Source organism: Arthrobacter nitrophenolicus, assembly GCF_045833485.1.
Taxonomy (GTDB): domain Bacteria; phylum Actinomycetota; class Actinomycetes; order Actinomycetales; family Micrococcaceae; genus Arthrobacter; species Arthrobacter nitrophenolicus.
On sequence record NZ_CP174504.1, the window covers coordinates 87912 to 105574 of the forward strand.

Annotated in this window: 21 protein-coding genes, 1 other RNA gene and 1 riboswitch; of the genes, 14 read left to right on the forward strand and 8 right to left on the reverse strand. The window is 66.5% G+C overall.

Annotated elements, in window-relative coordinates; genetic code table 11:
- Positions 1 to 15 precede the first annotated feature (15 nt).
- The 4 genes from ACJJV6_RS00395 to ACJJV6_RS00410 all read left to right on the forward strand — a co-directional run bounded on the left by ACJJV6_RS00395 (position 16) and on the right by ACJJV6_RS00410 (position 2331).
- Positions 16 to 615 carry a GDSL-type esterase/lipase family protein gene (locus ACJJV6_RS00395; protein WP_009356880.1) on the forward strand — a complete coding sequence of 200 codons (600 nt, stop codon included), beginning with the start codon at positions 16 to 18 and terminating at the stop codon, positions 613 to 615.
- Positions 616 to 695: 80 nt separating this feature from the next.
- Entirely contained in the window at positions 696 to 1523 is an 828-nt protein-coding gene (locus ACJJV6_RS00400; RefSeq protein ID WP_407709657.1) for a DUF4097 family beta strand repeat-containing protein, read from the forward strand.
- Entirely contained in the window at positions 1523 to 2137 is a 615-nt protein-coding gene (locus tag ACJJV6_RS00405; RefSeq protein ID WP_009356878.1) for a PadR family transcriptional regulator, read from the forward strand. Before ACJJV6_RS00400 ends, ACJJV6_RS00405 begins: the two co-directional genes overlap by 1 nt.
- Positions 2138 to 2256: 119 nt before the next feature.
- Positions 2257 to 2331 carry a 50S ribosomal protein bL37 gene (locus ACJJV6_RS00410; RefSeq protein ID WP_369299106.1) on the forward strand — a complete coding sequence of 25 codons (75 nt, stop codon included), beginning with the start codon at positions 2257 to 2259 and terminating at the stop codon, positions 2329 to 2331.
- Between the two features lie 104 nt (positions 2332 to 2435).
- Here ACJJV6_RS00410 and rsrA read toward each other — a convergent pair whose 3' ends face one another.
- Together rsrA and ACJJV6_RS00420 are read right to left on the reverse strand one after the other, a co-directional pair.
- The gene (gene rsrA / locus ACJJV6_RS00415) at positions 2436 to 2696 is read right to left on the reverse strand and encodes a mycothiol system anti-sigma-R factor (RefSeq protein ID WP_009356877.1); all 261 of its coding nucleotides are present in this window, start codon (positions 2694 to 2696) and stop codon (positions 2436 to 2438) included.
- On the reverse strand, positions 2693 to 3457 hold the full coding sequence (locus ACJJV6_RS00420) for a sigma-70 family RNA polymerase sigma factor (RefSeq protein ID WP_407709658.1): 765 nt from the start codon (positions 3455 to 3457) through the stop codon (positions 2693 to 2695). The genes rsrA and ACJJV6_RS00420 overlap by 4 nt, the downstream gene beginning before the upstream one ends.
- 294 nt (positions 3458 to 3751) lie before the next feature.
- On the opposite strand from ACJJV6_RS00420, the gene ACJJV6_RS00425 reads away from it, so the two are divergent.
- The 10 genes from ACJJV6_RS00425 to ACJJV6_RS00470 all read left to right on the forward strand — a co-directional run bounded on the left by ACJJV6_RS00425 (position 3752) and on the right by ACJJV6_RS00470 (position 12258).
- Entirely contained in the window at positions 3752 to 4300 is a 549-nt protein-coding gene (locus ACJJV6_RS00425; RefSeq protein WP_407709659.1) for a DoxX family protein, read from the forward strand.
- 6 nt (positions 4301 to 4306) lie between these two features.
- Positions 4307 to 5686 (forward strand): 3-phosphoshikimate 1-carboxyvinyltransferase, encoded by a 1380-nt coding sequence (gene aroA / locus ACJJV6_RS00430; RefSeq protein WP_407709660.1) that lies wholly within the window; start codon positions 4307 to 4309, stop codon positions 5684 to 5686.
- A gap of 2 nt (positions 5687 to 5688) precedes the next feature.
- A complete protein-coding gene (locus ACJJV6_RS00435) occupies positions 5689 to 6804 on the forward strand; it encodes a ribosome small subunit-dependent GTPase A (RefSeq protein WP_009356873.1) in 1116 nt (371 codons plus the stop codon).
- Between the two features lie 48 nt (positions 6805 to 6852).
- Positions 6853 to 7665, forward strand: a complete 813-nt coding sequence (gene hisN, locus ACJJV6_RS00440; protein WP_009356872.1) for a histidinol-phosphatase — start codon at positions 6853 to 6855, stop codon at positions 7663 to 7665.
- A gap of 161 nt (positions 7666 to 7826) precedes the next feature.
- Positions 7827 to 7940, forward strand: a riboswitch (SAM riboswitch).
- A gap of 38 nt (positions 7941 to 7978) precedes the next feature.
- Entirely contained in the window at positions 7979 to 9397 is a 1419-nt protein-coding gene (locus ACJJV6_RS00445) for an aminotransferase class V-fold PLP-dependent enzyme (RefSeq protein WP_407709661.1), read from the forward strand.
- 63 nt (positions 9398 to 9460) lie between these two features.
- Entirely contained in the window at positions 9461 to 10219 is a 759-nt protein-coding gene (locus tag ACJJV6_RS00450) for a class I SAM-dependent methyltransferase (protein WP_407709662.1), read from the forward strand.
- 43 nt (positions 10220 to 10262) lie between these two features.
- Positions 10263 to 10976, forward strand: coding sequence for a metal-dependent transcriptional regulator (locus ACJJV6_RS00455; protein ID WP_009356870.1), 714 nt, complete (start codon positions 10263 to 10265; stop codon positions 10974 to 10976).
- Position 10977: 1 nt separating this feature from the next.
- Complete coding sequence (locus tag ACJJV6_RS00460; RefSeq protein ID WP_407709663.1) at positions 10978 to 11406, forward strand: fluoride efflux transporter FluC; 429 nt, start codon at positions 10978 to 10980, stop codon at positions 11404 to 11406.
- A complete protein-coding gene (locus tag ACJJV6_RS00465) occupies positions 11403 to 11804 on the forward strand; it encodes a fluoride efflux transporter FluC (protein WP_407709664.1) in 402 nt (133 codons plus the stop codon). The genes ACJJV6_RS00460 and ACJJV6_RS00465 overlap by 4 nt, the downstream gene beginning before the upstream one ends.
- 76 nt (positions 11805 to 11880) lie before the next feature.
- On the forward strand, positions 11881 to 12258 hold the full coding sequence (locus ACJJV6_RS00470) for a hypothetical protein (RefSeq protein ID WP_133346193.1): 378 nt from the start codon (positions 11881 to 11883) through the stop codon (positions 12256 to 12258).
- Between the two features lie 30 nt (positions 12259 to 12288).
- Here ACJJV6_RS00470 and ACJJV6_RS00475 read toward each other — a convergent pair whose 3' ends face one another.
- The 6 genes from ACJJV6_RS00475 to ftsE all read right to left on the reverse strand — a co-directional run bounded on the left by ACJJV6_RS00475 (position 12289) and on the right by ftsE (position 17660).
- Entirely contained in the window at positions 12289 to 13272 is a 984-nt protein-coding gene (locus ACJJV6_RS00475; protein ID WP_407709665.1) for a S1C family serine protease, read from the reverse strand.
- A gap of 233 nt (positions 13273 to 13505) precedes the next feature.
- Positions 13506 to 13874: a transfer-messenger RNA gene (gene ssrA / locus ACJJV6_RS00480) on the reverse strand.
- Positions 13875 to 13947: 73 nt separating this feature from the next.
- Complete coding sequence (smpB, locus tag ACJJV6_RS00485) at positions 13948 to 14421, reverse strand: SsrA-binding protein SmpB (protein WP_009356865.1); 474 nt, start codon at positions 14419 to 14421, stop codon at positions 13948 to 13950.
- Between the two features lie 88 nt (positions 14422 to 14509).
- Positions 14510 to 15934 carry a peptidoglycan DD-metalloendopeptidase family protein gene (locus ACJJV6_RS00490; RefSeq protein WP_407709666.1) on the reverse strand — a complete coding sequence of 475 codons (1425 nt, stop codon included), beginning with the start codon at positions 15932 to 15934 and terminating at the stop codon, positions 14510 to 14512.
- A gap of 26 nt (positions 15935 to 15960) precedes the next feature.
- Entirely contained in the window at positions 15961 to 16875 is a 915-nt protein-coding gene (gene ftsX / locus ACJJV6_RS00495) for a permease-like cell division protein FtsX (protein ID WP_009356863.1), read from the reverse strand.
- Positions 16872 to 17660 (reverse strand): cell division ATP-binding protein FtsE, encoded by a 789-nt coding sequence (gene ftsE / locus ACJJV6_RS00500; protein WP_133346185.1) that lies wholly within the window; start codon positions 17658 to 17660, stop codon positions 16872 to 16874. Before ftsE ends, ftsX begins: the two co-directional genes overlap by 4 nt.
- Between the last annotated feature and the right edge of the window lie 3 nt (positions 17661 to 17663).

The window sequence follows — 17663 nt, forward strand, 5'->3', positions numbered from 1 at the left end:
CGTAAAGAGGATCGTGTGGAAGACAGGAAGCTGCGCATTGCGGCTGTAGGAGATGAACTGCTGGCCGGACTCGGAGATCCCCGGGCGCTCGGCTGGCTGGGCCGTGTCCTGGCCCGCACTCCCCAGGACGGCTTGCTCCTGGAAAGCTACGCCCTCCCCTGCCCGCAGGAAGGCACCGAGGGCCTGGCCGCCCGGTGGCTGGAGGAGGCCGGGCGGAGGTTCAGCACCAACGCCGAGAACCGCCTGGTGATCGGCCTCTCCGGCCGCGACATCGAATTCGGCCTCTCCACCGCGCGCAGCAGGCTGAATCTGGCAAACATCCTGGACTCGGCCTCACAGAACCGGATCGAGGTGTTCGTCGTGGGTCCGCCGCCCACCCTCGATCCTGCCCAGAACCGCCGGCTGGACGAGCTGAACACGGCATTCGCCGACGTCACCACGCGGCGCAAGCACCTCTACGTCGATACGTTCTCCCCACTGCTGAATCACGAGCAGTGGCGGCAGGACCTGGCGGCCAACGCCGGAACGCCGGGCCAGGCCGGGTATGGCCTCATGGCGTGGCTGGTGCTGCACCGCGGCTGGTTCCAGTGGCTGGGACTGGACGCCCCCGCCTAGCAGTTCGCGATATATCTTGACGCCCTCCCTACCCAGGAGTAGCGTGACCGTTACACGATATATCGCCTTTGGAGGTTCCCATGTCTGAGCAGAACTGGACCGTCACCAGCCCGCAGACCATTGATGTGGACGGCGTAACGTCCCTCAAGCTGGGCATGGTCCATGGCAGGTTTGATGTCGTTGTCCACCAGGAGCCCGTCACCCGCATCGAAATATCCGACGTCCACGGTGACCCGGTGGATGTCTCCGTTAGCAACGGCCGCCTTGAAGTGCGCCACCAACTGCATGGCCCCCAGGGGTGGTTCAAGAACCTCATGGGAGCGGTCAACCACAACAGCGAAAACTCGGCGGTGGTCAGCATTGCCGTTCCCGGAAACGTGGAGGTCGAGGCAGGCATTGTCAGCGGCGACGGCCTGGTGTCCGGAGCAGCCGGGCACACCCGGCTCAACACGGTCTCCGGATCTGTCATGGCGGACGGAACAAGCGGGGAACTCCACGTCAACACCGTCAGCGGCGAGGTGACTGCCCGCCGCCATACCGGCGTCCTCACCGCCAGGAGCGTTTCCGGCGAGGTGACCGCGTCCGGCCGCTTCACGAACATCCGCGCCAACACCGTCAGCGGCGACCTGACGTTCGACCTGCACGGCTTCACTAACGACTTCGTGGCCAACTCAGTCTCCGGAGACGTCACCATCCGGTTGCCGCACGACGTCGGAGTGGACATCGTCGCCAAGTCCGCCAGCGGAGCTGTGGTCATCGGCAACCGGCGCTACACGTCCGTGGGCGGAAAAGTGGAGACTATCGCAGGACCGGACGAACAACTGATGCTGGTCCGGACAAACTCCGTATCCGGAAAGACTTCCATCTTCCACAGCTCCAACGCCGGAAATGCGGAAACGGGGCACTGATGCCCCCGGTATTCGCGCATGGTGCACTGCGTCTCTACCTGCTGGCGCTCCTTGAATCCGGCCCCAAACACGGCTACGAACTCATTAAGGCCCTGAAGGACAGGTTTGGCGGCACCTATTCCCCCAGCGCCGGCACCATCTATCCCCGGTTGGGAAAGCTGGAGGAAGAGGGCCTCGTGGCCACGGAATCGGCCGGCCGCCGCACCAACTACCACATCACCGCCGCAGGACTCGCCGAGCTGAACCGGCGGCGGGACGAGCTCGCCGGGGTGGAGAACGACATCTCGGCTTCTGTGCGCAGGCTGGCCGACGGGCTGCGGGAGGACATCCGCAGCAATATGCGCGGCCTGCGGGCGGACCTGGCTGCCACGGCGGAGGCCGCGCGGACAGCCGCGCACGCAGCTGACTTCCGGGTTCCCGGCGGCAGGGTGCCGCCGGAAGGATCACGGTCACTGAAGGAGGCCGAGCTGATGCTCCAGGAGTTCCGCGACGATCTCCGCACCGAACTCCGGCTGCATGCCCGGAGCCAGCCCCTGGGCCCTGTCACCCTGGAGACCATGCGGACAGTGCTGGAACAGGCGCGCATCGCCGTCCGGAACTCCCTGAAGCCCTGAGACGCCGGCATGCAGTGCCCCGCCGCAGGTCATGCAGGCGTTCCCGGTTCGCGGGCGGTCTGATGTTGTGGGAGACTTGAGGGCAGCTCTTTTGAGTACCGACAGTAAGGAGGCCAGCTATGAGCAAGCGTGCACGCAAGCGTCGTGACCGTAAGCGTGGCGGCGCGAACCACGGGAAGCGCCCCAACACCTAGGCAAATGCCAGGGACTACGGTTCAAGCGAAGGACCCCGGAAGCCAAACGGCTTCCGGGGTCCTTCGCTTTTCACTCGCAGCTGTCCGGCGACGGCGGGCGGGCCCTATGCCTCCACTGTGCGGATGGAGTGGATCCGGTCCAGGATGGCGTTCTTCAGGTTGTCCGGTGCAGCTTCGGTGCACGAGCGTTTGACCATGTTCCGGATGACACACTCAAGGTCGTACTGCTCCGTGCACTCCGGGCAGTCATCCAGGTGGTTTTTGATCTCCGTGATGTCCTCACGGGTCAAGGCTCCGTCGAGGTATTCGTAGATGCGTTGCATCCGGGTGTCGTCGCAATCGCCCAATCCCTGGCAGTCGCTCATTTCCTGCTCTCCTGTTGTGTGCTTGCAGCCGTGTCCTGTGCATCCGCGGCCGGTTTGAATCCGCGCTCGGCGGCGTATTCCGCCAGCATGTCCCGCAACATTCGCCGGCCGCGGTGGAGCCGGGACATCACCGTGCCGATGGGCGTGTTCATGATGTCTGAGATTTCCTTGTACGCGAAGCCTTCGACGTCCGCGAAGTACACCGCAAGGCGGAATTCTTCCGGAATGTCCTGGAGCGCGCGCTTGACGTCGGAATCCGGGAGGTGGTCCAACGCCTCTGCCTCGGCGGAGCGGAGCCCGCTTGAGGTGTGTGATTCGGCGCGCGCCAACTGCCAGTCCTCGATCGTGTCCGAGTTGGACTGGAGCGGTTCGCGCTGCCGCTTGCGGTACAGGTTGATGTACGTGTTGGTCAGGATGCGGTACAGCCAGGCCTTGAGGTTGGTTCCCGGCTTGTACTGATGGAACGCCGAAAAGGCCTTCGTGTAGGCCTCCTGGACGAGGTCCTCGGCATCCGAGGGATTCCGGGCCATCCGCATCGCAGCCGAATACAGTTGGTCCACGTACTGCATGGCGTCACGCTCGAAGCGGACGCGGCGCTGTTCCGCGGTTTCCGTCGAGACGTCCACCAGCGTTTCCGTGGTCCCGGGCCCTGGCTCGGGGCCGCCGGCCGCTTCGGGCTGGGGCGTCGCGCCGGGCGCGCCCTTCACTTCGCTGTTCGAAGCCTCATACATGGCCGAGACGGCCGGATCCAGGGTGCTCATTGCCTTCAAGTCTACTGTCAGGCTCCGCGCACGCGGCGAGCCGTACCCGGAGGCATCCGCGTCCACCAGGCCAACACCCACCGGGCCAACTGCTTGCACTCCGTCCAACACCTGCCTCAAGGCCCAGCTCCGCTCTGTATGTCGTGTTACATCGGTCCATGGTTTCGAATGGCAGCCGGCCTGGCCGACCCGCCTTTTCCATAACCGCCGGCCGCAGGCAAATATTCCCCAAAAGTGCAAGACTAGAACGGACTCCCCGCCGAAGACGCGGTTCGTCCATCCAGGAGGAAATCCATGCCCTTTGTACGCACGCTCGCCCGCCCCATGCTGGCCTCCAGCTTTGTCCTTGCCGGAGTGGATAAGCTCAAGAACACTGACGACACGGCGCAGCAGCTCTCCCCCCTGCTGCGCAAGGCTGCAGCGTCGCTGCCGTTCCAGGCGGATGAGAAGATGCTGGCCCGTGTGATCGGCGGGACCCAGGTGGGCGCTGGTGTACTTTTCGGGCTGGGCAAATTCTCCAGGCTTACGGCCACCCTGCTCACCGTCATCTCCCTGCTGAACACCTTCGTGGAGTGGCGCAGCGCAGACATCAGCAGCAAGGAGGGCCGCGAGACGCGCCGCAACCAGCTGCTGAAGAACCTGTCCCTGAGCGGTGGGGCACTGCTCGCCTCGGTGGACACGGCCGGCAAGCCGGGCCTGGCCTGGCGCGCCGAGCACCTGGCAGCCGATGCCCGCAAGGGCGCATCGCACCTTGCCTCCGACGCCCGGAGGACCACGAACAAGAAGCTGGCCAAGGCGGACAAGGCCGTCCGCCGCGCCGTTGAACAGGCCACGGGGGCATAAGCACGCATGACCGCTGCAGCCGCCACCCGGGACAATTCCGGAACTCCTGTCCCCCACTGGCCCGCACCCTTCGCCTCGCGGCCCGTTGACGCCACCGTCACGGTCCCCGGCTCGAAGTCCCTGACCAACAGGTACCTCGTCCTCGCGGCGCTGGCCGACGGACCGTCACGCCTGCGTGCACCCCTGCACTCCCGCGACTCGGCCCTGATGATCGAGGCGCTCCGCCAGCTGGGCGCCACCATCACGGAAGTGCCGGGCGACGGCGCATTCGGGCCGGACCTCGAAGTAATCCCGCTGGGGCAGGACGCGGAGCAGCCGCTCACCAGGATCGACTGCGGCCTGGCCGGCACGGTCATGCGCTTCGTTCCGCCCATCGCGGCGCTTCGAAACGGCGCCAGCGTGTTCGACGGCGACCCGCACGCACGCAAGCGTCCGATGGGAACCATCATCGAGGCGCTGAGGGCACTGGGGGTGGCGGTATCCGCCGAGGATGGGGGCACGCCGTCGTCGCTTCCGTTCGTGGTGGAAGGCAGCGGAGAGGTCCGTGGCGGGCACCTGGTGATCGATGCCAGCGCGTCCTCCCAGTTCGTCTCGGCGCTCCTCCTGGTGGGGGCACGGTTCACGGAAGGCCTGCATCTTGAGCACGTGGGCAAGCCGGTACCCAGCCTGGACCACATCAACATGACGGTCGCCGTCCTCCGCGGGGCGGGGGTCCAGGTTGACGACTCGGTGCCCAACCACTGGGTTGTCCAACCTGGTCCCATCCGCGCTTTCGACCAGCGGATTGAGCAGGACCTCTCCAACGCCGGTCCCTTCCTCGCGGCAGCGCTGGCTTCTGGCGGGACTGTCCGGATTCCCGGCTGGCCGGAGGAGACCCAGCAGGTGGGTGACCTGTGGCGCAACATCCTGACCGAGATGGGCGCCACAGTGACACTGGAGGATGGCGTCCTCACGGTCACGGGCGGCCCGGAAATCAAGGGCGCCCACTTCGCCGACACCAGCGAACTGGCACCCACGGTAGCGGCGCTCTGCGCGCTGGCGTCGGGCCCGTCCCGGCTCACCGGGATCGCCCACCTGCGCGGGCACGAAACGGACCGGCTGGCCGCGCTGGTCACGGAAATCAACCGCCTGGGCGGTGATGCCGAGGAAACCAGCGACGGCCTGGTGATCCGGCCCGCCCCGCTGCATGCCGGCGTCGTGCACAGCTACGCTGACCACCGCATGGCCACTGCAGGGGCAATCCTGGGCCTGGCGGTGGAAGGAGTGCAGGTGGAGGACATCGCCACCACGGCGAAAACCATGCCCGAGTTCCCCCGGATCTGGGCGGACATGCTCGCCCAGGGCGGTGCCCCGCAGCAGGAGGCCCGCACCGGGGCGGAAGGCTAGCGGTGGCCAGGCGCACTGACTCCTGGGACGAATCGGACGTCCGGATCCGGCCCAACAAGAAGGGTTCCAGGCCCCGCACCAAGGACCGTCCCAGCCACGACGACGCCGTGACCGGTCGGATCATCACCGTTGACCGGGGGCGATACACGGCCGTGGTGGGCGAGGACTCCGCGAACGAGCGTACGGTTATCGCCGCCCGGGCCCGGGAACTGCGCCGCTCCCCCGTGGTGGCGGGCGACTTCGTTTCCCTCGTGGGGGACGTCTCCGGCGACCCCGATACCCTGGCCCGGCTGGTGCGGATCCAGGACCGCAAAACCCTCCTGCGGCGCAGCGCCGACGACACGGATCCGGTGGAGCGGGCCGTGGTGGCCAATGCCGACCAGCTGGTGATCGTGGTGGCCGCCGCCAACCCGGAACCCCGCACGGGCTTCATCGACCGCGCACTGGTGGCGGCCTACGACGCCGGCATCGACCCGGTCCTGCTCGTGACCAAGGCGGACGTCAAGGATCCAGCGGAGCTCCTGTCCAACTACACGCACCTCGACCTTCCCGTGATCATCAGCCGCACCGCCGACACCCAGGCGTCCGGCATCGACGCCCGCTCCGACGACGGCCTGTCCGCCCGGCTGGACAGCGCGGCAGTTGCCGCGCTCCGGTCCTACCTGGACGGCAAGGTCACCGTCATGCTCGGACACTCCGGTGTCGGCAAGTCAACAATGGTCAACGCGCTCACGGGAGCCGAGCGGGCCACCGGCGGCGTCAACGCGGTCACCGGCAGGGGCCGGCACACGTCGTCGTCCGCCCTGGCCCTGCGGCTGGTGGACGCCCCGCCGGGCAGCTGGATCATCGACACCCCCGGCATCCGTTCGTTCGGCCTGGCGCATGTGGACCCGGACCGGATCCTGCGGTCCTTCCCCGACCTCTCACCCGGCACCGACGCCTGCGAACGCGGCTGCAAGCACACGGCAACTGCCGTTAACTGCGGCCTGGATGAATGGGTCGCCGCGGGCCATGCCGGACCCACCGGAGAAGCGCGGCTGGCCTCGCTGCGCCGGTTGCTCGGAGCGGATCCGCGGGAGGAAGCGCAGGAGGCAAAGGAGCTCGGCAGCGTCAACTGACAACGCCGATCTCCCAGCAGAACTGCCTGCAGACGGTAGTTTGGAACCATGATCCAACCCGCTTCGAGCTACAACGATGACCTGCGCCTGGCCCATGTCCTGGCCGACTCCGTGGATGACCAGACCATGAGCCGCTTCAAGGCACTGGACCTCCACGTGGAGACCAAGCCCGACCTGACGCCGGTCACCGACGCGGACAAGGCCGCCGAGGAAGCCATCCGCGGCCAGCTCTCCCGCTCCCGTCCGCGCGACGCGGTCCTGGGTGAGGAGTTCGGCAGTACCGGCCACGGCTCGCGCCGCTGGATCATCGACCCCATCGACGGGACCAAGAACTTCGTCCGCGGCGTCCCTGTCTGGGCCACCCTGATCGCCCTCGTCGACGAGGGCGAGCCGGTGGTCGGCGTCGTCAGCGCCCCGGCCCTCGGCAAGCGGTGGTGGGCCGCCAAGGGCATGGGCGCCTACATGGGGCGTTCACTCGCCGCGGCCACCAGGCTCCGGGTCTCCAACGTTTCCAGCCTGTCCGACGCTTCGCTGTCCTACTCAAGCCTCTCCGGCTGGAAGGAGCGGGGAAACCTGGACGAGTTCCTGGGGCTCACCGAGTCGGTGTGGCGGACCCGCGCCTACGGCGACTTCTGGTCCTACTGCATGGTGGCCGAGGGCTCGGTGGATATCGCCTGCGAGCCGGAGCTGAACCTGTACGACATGGCAGCCCTGGTGCCGATCGTGGTGGAGGCCGGCGGACGCTTCACCTCGTTGGAGGGTGAGGACGGCCCCTTCGGCGGTAACGCCCTGGCCACCAACTCCATCCTGCACTCGGAAGTGCTGCAGCGGCTGAACCCGGGTTTGGACGACCTGCTCTAAAGACCCCGGCAACCGAACAAACGACGGCGGATACCTCCGGAAGGAGGTGTCCGCCGTCGTGTTCTTCGCCGAAAGGCGAGATTTCCATCCGCACGTAACAAAAGCCTTAACAATTGCGCCGGCTTCAGTCCTGGCCGCCCCATGTTCTACGCTCTTAACCAGGTCACGAGTGCCAGCGCAAAACCCCGGTTTGCTGGCCGGCAACCCTCCATTCGCGGTGGGGTGCCCCGGGTGACGACCAGGCCGGTCCGGAGCGGATGCGGCAAGCGCGGATTCCCTTGATACCGGAGTCCTGTTTTGAAGTGAGGTCTCTGTGACAACTGCCACCGTCTCCCCCAACGCCGCCATTACCGCCGAATCCGTCTTCGACGAGCGCCAGGCGCTGGCCGGCCGTCCGCTTGCAGCCGTCACCGGAGCGGAAATCCAGGCACCGCTGATTTCGGGCGGCCACATCCGCTACGCGAACCTCGACTATGGCGCTTCGGCCCCCGCCCTCTCGGTGGTCTCCGCCTACCTGAACGAGATCCTGCCCTTCTATGCCAGCGTCCACCGCGGTGCCGGCTACGCGTCCCAGATCAGCACCTCGGTCTACGAAAACGCCCGCAGCATCGTCCGCGACTTCGTGGGCGGCCGCCCGGACGACTCCGTGATCTTCACGCGGAACACCACGGACTCGCTCAACCTGCTGGCCGGCTGCCTGCCCCTCACCGACGGCCGGCCCGCCGGCGACGTCCTGTACCTGGACATCGAGCACCACGCCAACCTCCTGCCGTGGCAGGGCGTTCCCCACCGCAGCATCGTTGCTGCCGACACCATCGCCGGCACCATCGACGCCGTGCGCGCCGAACTGGAACAGGGTGGCGTCAGCCTGCTGGCCATCACGGGTGCCTCCAACGTCACGGGCGAGATCCTGCCGGTCCGAGCCCTTGCTGCCCTGGCCCACCAGCACGGGGCCCGCATCGTGGTGGACGCGGCCCAGCTGGCGCCGCACCGGCGCATCAACATCAGCGCGGACGACGTCGATTACGTCGCCTTCTCCGGCCACAAGCTGTACGCGCCCTTCGGCGCCGGCGTCCTGGTGGGCAGGCCGGACTGGCTCGACGCCGGGACCCCCCACCTTGCCGGCGGCGGCGCCGTCAAGGAAGCCAGGCTCGACGGCGTCAGCTGGGCAACCGGACCGGCCCGCCACGAGGGCGGCTCCCCCAACGTCCTGGGTGCCGCCACGCTGGCCAAGGCCACCCAGGTCATCGCGGGCCTGGACCAGGAACGCTGGCACGCGCACGAGTCCGCCATCCGTTCCTTCCTGGTGGAGGGCCTGCAGGAGATCGACGGCGTCACGGTGCACCAGATCTTCAAGGACACCAACCCGGACACGGACACCATCGGTGTAGTCAACTTCTCCGTTGAGGGCTACGACGCCGGCCTGGTGGCTGCGTACCTCTCGGCCGAGCACGGCGTGGGCCTCCGGGACGGGCGCTTCTGCGCACACCCCCTGCTGAAGCGGCTGGGCCTGCCTTCCGGTTCGCTCCGCGCCAGCTTCGGCGTGGGTTCCCGGCTGGAGGATGCCGAGCGGCTCCTGGCCGGGATCGCCAAGCTGCGCCGGGACGGGCTCGGCTGGGACTACGTGGTGGACGCCGGACGCTGGGTTCCCGCCAACGACACCCGCACCTACCCGCACTGGGCCCCGAACACGCCGGGCACCGCCGGCGCTGCTCCCTGCACCGACGACTGACCGGTCCGGCTGATGCGGTAAATTCGGAAGGTACCGCAAGGCATTGACTGAAGGAGGCCGCAGGTGGTTCGGGGTGGCCCCAGACTGGATCACGGGCGGCGCAGGGAGCTGGGAAAGAGCTTCGAGCAGGGCGGCCGGCACTACCAGCGGGTCCGGCCCGGTTATCCCGCGGAGTCTGCGGACTGGCTGATCCCCGCCGGTGCGCGGGATGCGCTCGACGCCGGCGCAGGAACCGGCAAGTTCACCGAACTGATGCTGGAACGCGGCCTGGCCGTCACCGCCGTCGACCCGTCAGCGGACATGCTTGACCAGCTGAAGGCACACTATCCCGGCGCCACCGCGGTCCTGGGAACCGCCGAGGCCACCGGCCTCCCGCCGTCCGCCTTCGACGTCGTCACCGTTGCCCAGGCCTGGCACTGGTGTGATCCCCTTGCCGCGAGCACTGAACTGGCACGCGTCCTCCGTCCGCACGGCATCCTCGGGCTTGTCTGGAACCAACTGGACACCACCGTCCCCTGGGTACACCGGCTCTCGCGGATCATGCACGCCGGGGACGTCTACAAGCCCGGCCACCGGCCAGTGGTGGGTCCGGAATTCGGCCAACTGGAGGGCCACGTGACGCACTGGCACGACACCGTCAGCACCGAAGACCTGATCGAACTGACCAAATCGCGCAGCTATTACCTCCGTGCCGGCGAAGCCACCCGCGCCAAGGTCCTCGCCAACCTCGACTGGTACCTGCATGAACACCTGGGGCATGCCGCGGACGAAGCCATCGGGCTGCCGTACCTGACCTTGTCGTGGCGGGCAGTCAAAGTATGAGCGGTTCCGCCGCGCACCCTGGCCATTCGGTAGGCTTGGTCCTGTGAAGACCAGCGCGCCCTCCTCCTCCATCGAGGACTACGTCAAGGTCATCTACTCTTTTACCGAATGGCAGGACAAGCCCATCACGTCCTCGCAGCTGGCCCAACGGCTGGGCGTGGCGAATTCGTCGGTGTCGGAAATGGTCCGCAAGCTCAAGGACCAGGGCCTTGTTGACCACAAGCCGTACAGTGCCATCACCCTCACGGATGCAGGCCTGCGGCTTGCCTTGTCCATGGTGCGGCGCCACCGGCTGATCGAAACCTACCTTGTCCAGCAGCTCGGCTACAGCTGGGATGAGGTCCACGACGAAGCCGAACTGCTCGAGCACGCGGTGTCGGACACTTTCATTGAGCGTGTCGCCGCGAAACTCGGCGATCCAAGCAGGGACCCGCACGGGGATCCCATCCCCACCGCAGACGGCAAGGTCCTGATGCCCCGGGCCCACCTGATGGGCGAGCTGGATCAGGGGCACACCGGCAGGATCACCCGCATCAGCGACGACAACCCGGACCTGCTCCGCTATCTGTCGGCTGAAGAGATCGACCTTGACGCCGAGGTCGAGGTGGTGGGGCGCCGGCCGTTCGGCGGGGCCCTGATGGTGCGGATCCGGAACTCCGGCCACACCAGGGACTACGACCTGGCGGATGAGGTCACCTCCGCCCTCTGGGTCCACAGCGACCATCCCCATCCCGGCTGCCTGCTGGGAGACAGCTGACGTGGGGCCGGCGCCCGCCTGGCGGGCCTGGCTTGCCGTTAGCGCCGGTGGCCTGGTGGGCAGCGAACTCCGGTACGGCCTCGCGCTGGCGTTCCCCGACCAGCCCGCGTCGCTGCCGTGGGCAACGCTGTGGATCAACGTTGCCGGCAGCTTCGTCCTGGCCGCGCTGACCACCGCGTGGATGGCCAGGCCCCGGACTGCGTTCTGGCTTCGCGCCGGGCTGGGACCCGGACTGCTTGGCTCCTTCACCACGTTCTCCGCCGTGGTGTTCGCGGTGGACCAGCTGGCCCGGGCGGGCCAGCACCCGGTGTGGATCGCCTACCTGGCACTATCGCTGCTTCTGGGCCTGGCTGCCGCAGCCGCGGGGTGGCGGCTGGGCAAGCGGCTCACCCGCCAGCCAATGGACACTGTTTCCGGCGGCCGGCCGTGATCGGCGCCGTCCTGGTGGGCGTCTTCGGCGTGCTGGGGGCGCTCTTGCGCTTTGGCGTCGACAGCTGGTTCGCGCACCACAGCTCCACCCGCAGTATCCGGACCGGCAGGGGAAAGCAGAAGCTGCACTGGCCGTGGGCCACCTTGCTGGTGAACGTGGCGGGATGCTTCATCATCGGGCTGTCCCATGGCGCGGCAGCGGGGCTTGGCCTGGGCCCTGACTGGCAGGCCGGGCTGTCGGCGGGCCTGGCGGGCGGGCTGACCACCTTCAGTTCCTGGACCACAGCCACAGTGCGCCTCTTTGCGGAGTCGCGCGTCGGCGCGGCTGTCCTCAATATCGCCGTCAACCTGGTGCTCGGCTTCGCCGCGGCTGCTGCCGGTATCGCGCTGACAGGCTAGTCATGCGGCCCGGTTAGCCGGTCCCCCCCGCCGGGGCCCGGCGATGATTTGGCGGGCTCCCGTATGGTGGACAGTGATGATTAGCAGACGTGACGCGGCAATTGCCCTGGATGTGCCGCTGGAAATGGCCCAGCGCCACGGCCTTCCCAAATGGATGACCGAGGCCGAACTGGGTGCGATCCTGGATAACCCGCCGCCCTGGCTGGTCCAGTCCCGCGCCAACCGGACGGGCAAGCGGCCGGTCTGGGTCCACCTTGAGTGCGCGGTCTGCGGCTACGAGGAGGCGGCGCGCCCCAAGAAATGGTGGCCGGACTTCACGTACGTTGTCTGCCATCACCATGCACCCGCGGACGTGCCGCCCGCCGCGCCGGGGTTCGTCCGCAGCGAGTTCGACGGCGTCGGGACGCGTTTCGTGGGCATCGCCGACGTTGCGGCGCCGGACACAGGGCGCTGACGCGGCTTTTCCCTGGCTGTTCCGGCGCATTTAGCTGCCGTTGCCGGTCATCTCGTCCGGCACGGCCACCAGATGGCTCTCCGCTCCATCCCGCAGTACCGCGAGATCCAGCGGCTGGCCGATCGCATCCGCAAAGAGCAGCCGCTGCAGGCTTTCGGCGTTGCTGACGGGCCGCCCGCCTGCCGTCAAGAGGATGTCTCCCGCTGCCAGGCCCGCCCTGTCAGCCGGTGAGCCGGGCAGCACCTCCACGATCCGCAGCCCTTCCCGCTGGCCTGTCCTGATCACTGCGCTGGGGTTCAGCCGGATCGGGGTGCTGACCAGGCCCAGGTAGGCACGCCGGACCCGCCCGTCGGACAGCAGGGCGGAGATGATCCGCCGCGTGGTCGCGTTAATCGGAACCGCCAGTCCCAGCCCAGCGCCGGCCACTGCAGTATTGATGCCCACGATCCTGCTGTGCGTGTCGGCGAGGGCACCCCCGGAGTTACCGGGGTTCAACGCCGCATCGGTCTGGATAACATCTTCGATGACCCTACGGTTGTTGCCCGACCACACAGGGATGGCACGGCCAAGGCCGCTCACGACGCCCGCCGTGACAGAGCCGGCAAGGCCCAACGGGTTTCCCACCGCCACAACAAGTTGTCCCACGCGCAGGGTTTCCGCGGCTCCGAATTCAGCGGGCGGAACTTTCGGGCGCCTGCCATGGACGACGGCGAGATCGGACAAGGGATCGCTGCCCACCAGTTCGAGTTCCATCCGGCTGCCGTCGGCGAAGACCGCATGGCCCCTCTCCGTCCCGGCCACCACGTGGGAGTTGGTCAGGAGATAGCCATCCTGGGTGAAGAGAACTGCGGAGCCGGCTCCCATGCGCATCCTGGCGTTGCGCCGCCGCGCCGTCATCTCGATCGCCGCCACGTGCGGGGTGACGGCCGCCGCCACGCGCATGACTGTCCGTGAATACGAATCCAGCACCTCGCCGTCGTCCTCGACGAAAGCCGGTTCCCGCTCCTGGTCCACGGCGCACCTCCTGGTTGTGCCCGCCCGGACTGCCCTTGCTTGTACCGGGCCTTACCGATCACAACGAGCGGCGGCGGCCTCCTAGTCCCGTGCAGGCTACGCCGTGGGTGAACGGGCAGCGCCGGCCCGGGAAAGGAAAGGCACCCGGACCGCGGGCCGGGGTGCTGCGGCGCCCGCCCTGGCCTCCTCCCGCGGGAGGGCACTAAAAAAGCCCCGGAAATCCGGGGCTTTTTTGGTGGAGATGGGGGGAATTGAACCCCCGTCCGATGTCGTGTTGTCAGGGCTTCTCCGGGCGCAGTTTGCGTCGGATTTTCTCGGCCCCAGCCATGCTGCAAACAGCTGGCTGATCCGGGCCCAGTCATCTAAAAGTCCCGTTTACTCCGATGACGGGAGCAAACAGCAGTGGCTATCTAAATGACGCCAGGAACCGGGGCGATAGCAACCCCGGGCTGACGGACTGTCTTACTGCTTAGGCAGCAAGAGCGAAGTCAGTGCGCGTTTGTTTGGCACTTATTGTTTTGCAGAAAGCGTTAACGAGATAATTCTGCATCCTCGGCCCGCTTCACCTGTCGCGACAAACACCGTCGAAACCGATCATCCCCATATTTTGTTACCAAACCGGCAGGCATGCCCACCGGACTATCTATAGTAACGCATGTTCTCCGGGATTCATTCCTACCTGCGCCGGTTGCGTTCCCGCATTTCCCGCTGCGCTTCCCGGTTGTCCTGCTGTTCGCGCAGCGTCTGGCGCTTGTCATACTCGCGCTTGCCCCGGGCGACGCCGATCTCCACCTTGGCCTTGCCGTCCACGAAGTACAGCTGCAGCGGCACAATGGTGTACCCCGATTCGCGCACCTTGTGGGAAATTTTGATGAGCTCCTCGCGGTGCAGCAGCAGCTTCCGGCGCCGCCGTGCGGCATGGTTGGTCCAGCTGCCCTGGTTGTATTCGGGGATATGGATGGCTTCCATCCACAGCTCGTCGTTGTAGAAGGTACAGAAACCGTCCACCATCGATGCATGTCCTTCGCGCAGGGACTTCACTTCAGTTCCCATGAGCGCGATGCCAGCCTCGTAGGTGTCCAGCACGTGGTAATCATGCCGGGCCTTCCGGTTGGTGGCCACCACTTTACGGCCACTTTCTTTAGGCACGGGAAAGCTCCTCAGTTTTCAGGTTGCGATGTCCTCCAGGCCGGCCCGGTCCGGAGTCATACCAGTTTACGGCAGCGCCGTAACGCGGCTACAGCAGTCCCATCGGGTCCACAGCACTGCCATTAAGCCACGTCTCGAAGTGGGAGTGGCAGCCGGTCGAGTTGCCGGTGTTGCCGGAGTAGGCAATCAGCTGTCCCTGGGAAACCCGCTGGCCGTTCGACACCACGATGCTGGCGTTGTGGTAGTAGATGGTATTCAGGGTGTTGCCCTCCACCAGTCCGTGGGAGATCTTCACCCGCCATCCACCGCCGTCCGCGGAGCTCCAGCCCGAGCCGAACACTTCGCCGGCCGCTGCCGCATAAACCGGCGTACCGCAGGCTGCGCCGAAGTCGATACCGGTGTGCATATAGCCGCCCTGGCCATAGAAGTCGATGGTTCCGGGAGGTGTGGCCCGCCAACCAAAGCCGGAGGTGATGGGGACGCCGCCGTTGAACGGATGGCGGAGTCCGAAGGCCGACGGCGATCCCACCGGCGGCACGAACGGCTGCGCGGGCGGGGGCGCCTGGCCCTTTGCTGCGGCAGCTGCCGCAGCCGCGGCGGCCGCTGCTTCCGCAAGCCTGCGCTGCTCGGCTTCCCAGGCCTCGCGGAGCCTCCGGTCACGTTCCTGGATTTCGGCGGCGACGGCGTTCTGGCTCGCCTGCACGTTCGCCAGCTGCGACTGGATGCCCGGCTTGGCGGCCTGGAGTTCAGCGTCGAGGCGGACAGTATCGGCAATGAGCTGGTCCACCTGAGCCTTCTTGGCCTCCGCCTCGTCGCGCGCCGCCTTTTCCCGCTCAAGGGCCGCGTCAGCCTTGGCCTTGAGGTCCTTGATCTCCGCCTCTACGGCCTGCAGCCGGGCTTCCGAGTTGACGTTCGAGGCACTCTGCTGGGAGAGCTTGTCCATGGCGGCGTTCTGGCTGCGCATGGCCTGGTCCGCTAGGTCCATGGTCTCGGTCAGGCTGCCGCCGTTGTTGGAGCCAAAAAACAGGGAAAGGTTGGAGGGCACTCCACCGGACTTGTAGGCCTGCGTGGCAATCTGCCCAATGAGCTTCTTGGTATCGGCGATCTTCTGCTTGTCCGTTTCCAGCTGCTGGGTGATCTTCGCCTTGTTCTGCTGCGCCATATCGACGCGCGCCGAGAGGGCCTCCACCTCTTTGACAGCACTGGCAACACGGCCCTGCGCCTCAAGGAGCGCCTGCTGCGCGCCGGGCAGCTGGCCCTGGTAGATGACCAGGTCGCTCGCCGCCTTGGCAATGCGCGAATCCACAAACTCCAGCGACTGCTGGACCCGCGAAGCTTCCGCCTCGAGGGCTTTCTGGCGGTCCTCAAGCTCGTCAGCGAACGCTGCGGGGGTTGATGCTGCCAGACCGGCCGCGAGGACCACGGCGAGCACGCCGCTGAGGACACCTGACCGGCGCGCCCTGCCGCGGCCCCTCTGGAGGGGGCGGTGGGACGTCTGCTGCGTGAAGTTCATGGGCATTCCTTGTTTGGTTTGCATACCTAGACGCGAAGGTATCGGCGCAAGGTCAAGAGAGACGAAATTCCAGCCAAGGATCCGCCAAGGATTAGCAGGGCAGGCGCGAGGATCAGGGTTTGCCCTGACGAGATGAAAGCGGTGTCCGGATATTGCCGGGACATGTACTCGCCGAGGAAGAAGTGGGCAACGGCCCACAATGTTCCGGAGGCCAGTGCCGCCCCGATCACGGCGGCGATGACGCCCTCCAGGATGAAGGGCAACTGGATGACCGTCTTCGAAGCGCCCACCAGGCGCATGATGCCGGTCTCGCGGCGCCGGCTGAATGCGGAGAGCCGGATGGTAGTGGCGATCAGGAGGATGGCACAGACGATCATGACACCGGCGATGCTGACAGCCACCAGGGAGGCGCCGTTCATGACCGAGAAGAGGCGCTCCAGGAGCTGGCGCTGGTCAATGACCGTTTCCACGCCTGGCTGGGACGAGAAGGTTTCGCTGATGATCTGGTACTTCTCCGGGTCCTTCAGGTTGATCCGGAACGATGCCGGCAGCTGGTCCGGGGTCACGGAATCCACGATGGGAGAGTTGGAGAACTGGTCCTTGAAGTGCTTGTAGGCCTCTTCCTTGGACTCGTACTGGAAGTCGTTGATGTATTGCGCAACTGCGGGTGACTCCAGGAGGCCGTTCAGGCTCTCCTGCTGTTCCGGGGTGACGGGCCCGCCCGCGCAACCGGCCGCCGTCGATCCTTCACTGCACAGGAAGATGGCCACCTGGACTTTGTCGTACCAGTAGCCCTTCATCTGATTGATCTGCATCTGCAGCATGCCGGCAGCGCCCACAAAGGTCAGCGACACGAAGGTGACCAGGATGACGGAGACCACCATGGACAGGTTGCGGCGCAGGCCGCTGCCGATCTCGGAGAGGATGAACGCGAGCCTCATCGCTGTGCCCCGCCTTCGCGCCCGTCGCCCGGCAGGCCGCCGTCGGGTTCTTCCCTGCCGCTGGCGTCCTTAAGCCTGCGGGACTGTCCCACCACGGGGATCATTGAGGTGTACAGGGCCTTGGCCTCGTCACGGATGACCACCCCGTTCTTGAGTTCCACCACGCGTTTGCGCATCTCGTTGACGATGTCGTCGTCGTGCGTGGCCATCACCACGGTGGTGCCGTTCTGGTTGATCTTGTCCAGGATGCCCATGATGCCCATGGACGTGGTGGGGTCAAGGTTTCCGGTGGGCTCGTCGGCGAGGAGGATGCCGGGCCGGTTGACGACGGCGCGGGCAATGGCCACGCGCTGCTGCTCGCCGCCGGAGAGCTCGTGCGGCATGCGGTGTTCCTTGCCCTCCAGTCCAACGGTCTTGAGCACTTCGGGAACGGTGTCCCGGATAACGCTGCGGCTCTTGCCGATGACCTGCATGGCAAACGCCACGTTGGCGAACACGTTCTTTTGGGGCAGCAGCCGGAAGTCCTGGAAGACGACGCCGATGCCGCGCCGGAGCCGCGGTACCCGCCAACTGGAAATCCTGGCAACGTTTTGTCCGGCGACGTAGACGGCGCCGGACGTGGCGCGGTCTTCCTTCAGCACCAGGCGGAGGAACGTGGATTTGCCGGAGCCTGATGCGCCGACCAGGAAGGCGAATTCGCCACGGTCAATCTCAAGGGTGACCGAGTCCAGCGCAGGCCGGGCTTTCTGGTCGTAGACCTTGGTGACATTTTCGAATCGGATCATGGC

What these genes read in the sequence shown, in the direction of transcription:
- ACJJV6_RS00400 (WP_407709657.1), top strand. Translation starts at nt 696, where the DNA reads ATGTCTGAGCAGAACTGGACCGTCACCAGCCCGCAGACCATTGATGTG.
- ACJJV6_RS00405 (WP_009356878.1), top strand. Translation starts at nt 1,523, where the DNA reads ATGCCCCCGGTATTCGCGCATGGTGCACTGCGTCTCTACCTGCTGGCG.
- rsrA (WP_009356877.1), bottom strand. Translation starts at nt 2,696, where the DNA reads ATGAGCGACTGCCAGGGATTGGGCGATTGCGACGACACCCGGATGCAA.
- ACJJV6_RS00420 (WP_407709658.1), bottom strand. Translation starts at nt 3,457, where the DNA reads ATGAGCACCCTGGATCCGGCCGTCTCGGCCATGTATGAGGCTTCGAAC.
- ACJJV6_RS00425 (WP_407709659.1), top strand. Translation starts at nt 3,752, where the DNA reads ATGCCCTTTGTACGCACGCTCGCCCGCCCCATGCTGGCCTCCAGCTTT.
- aroA (WP_407709660.1), top strand. Translation starts at nt 4,307, where the DNA reads ATGACCGCTGCAGCCGCCACCCGGGACAATTCCGGAACTCCTGTCCCC.
- hisN (WP_009356872.1), top strand. Translation starts at nt 6,853, where the DNA reads ATGATCCAACCCGCTTCGAGCTACAACGATGACCTGCGCCTGGCCCAT.
- ACJJV6_RS00470 (WP_133346193.1), top strand. Translation starts at nt 11,881, where the DNA reads ATGATTAGCAGACGTGACGCGGCAATTGCCCTGGATGTGCCGCTGGAA.
- ACJJV6_RS00490 (WP_407709666.1), bottom strand. Translation starts at nt 15,934, where the DNA reads ATGAACTTCACGCAGCAGACGTCCCACCGCCCCCTCCAGAGGGGCCGC.
- ftsX (WP_009356863.1), bottom strand. Translation starts at nt 16,875, where the DNA reads ATGAGGCTCGCGTTCATCCTCTCCGAGATCGGCAGCGGCCTGCGCCGC.
- ftsE (WP_133346185.1), bottom strand. Translation starts at nt 17,660, where the DNA reads ATGATCCGATTCGAAAATGTCACCAAGGTCTACGACCAGAAAGCCCGG.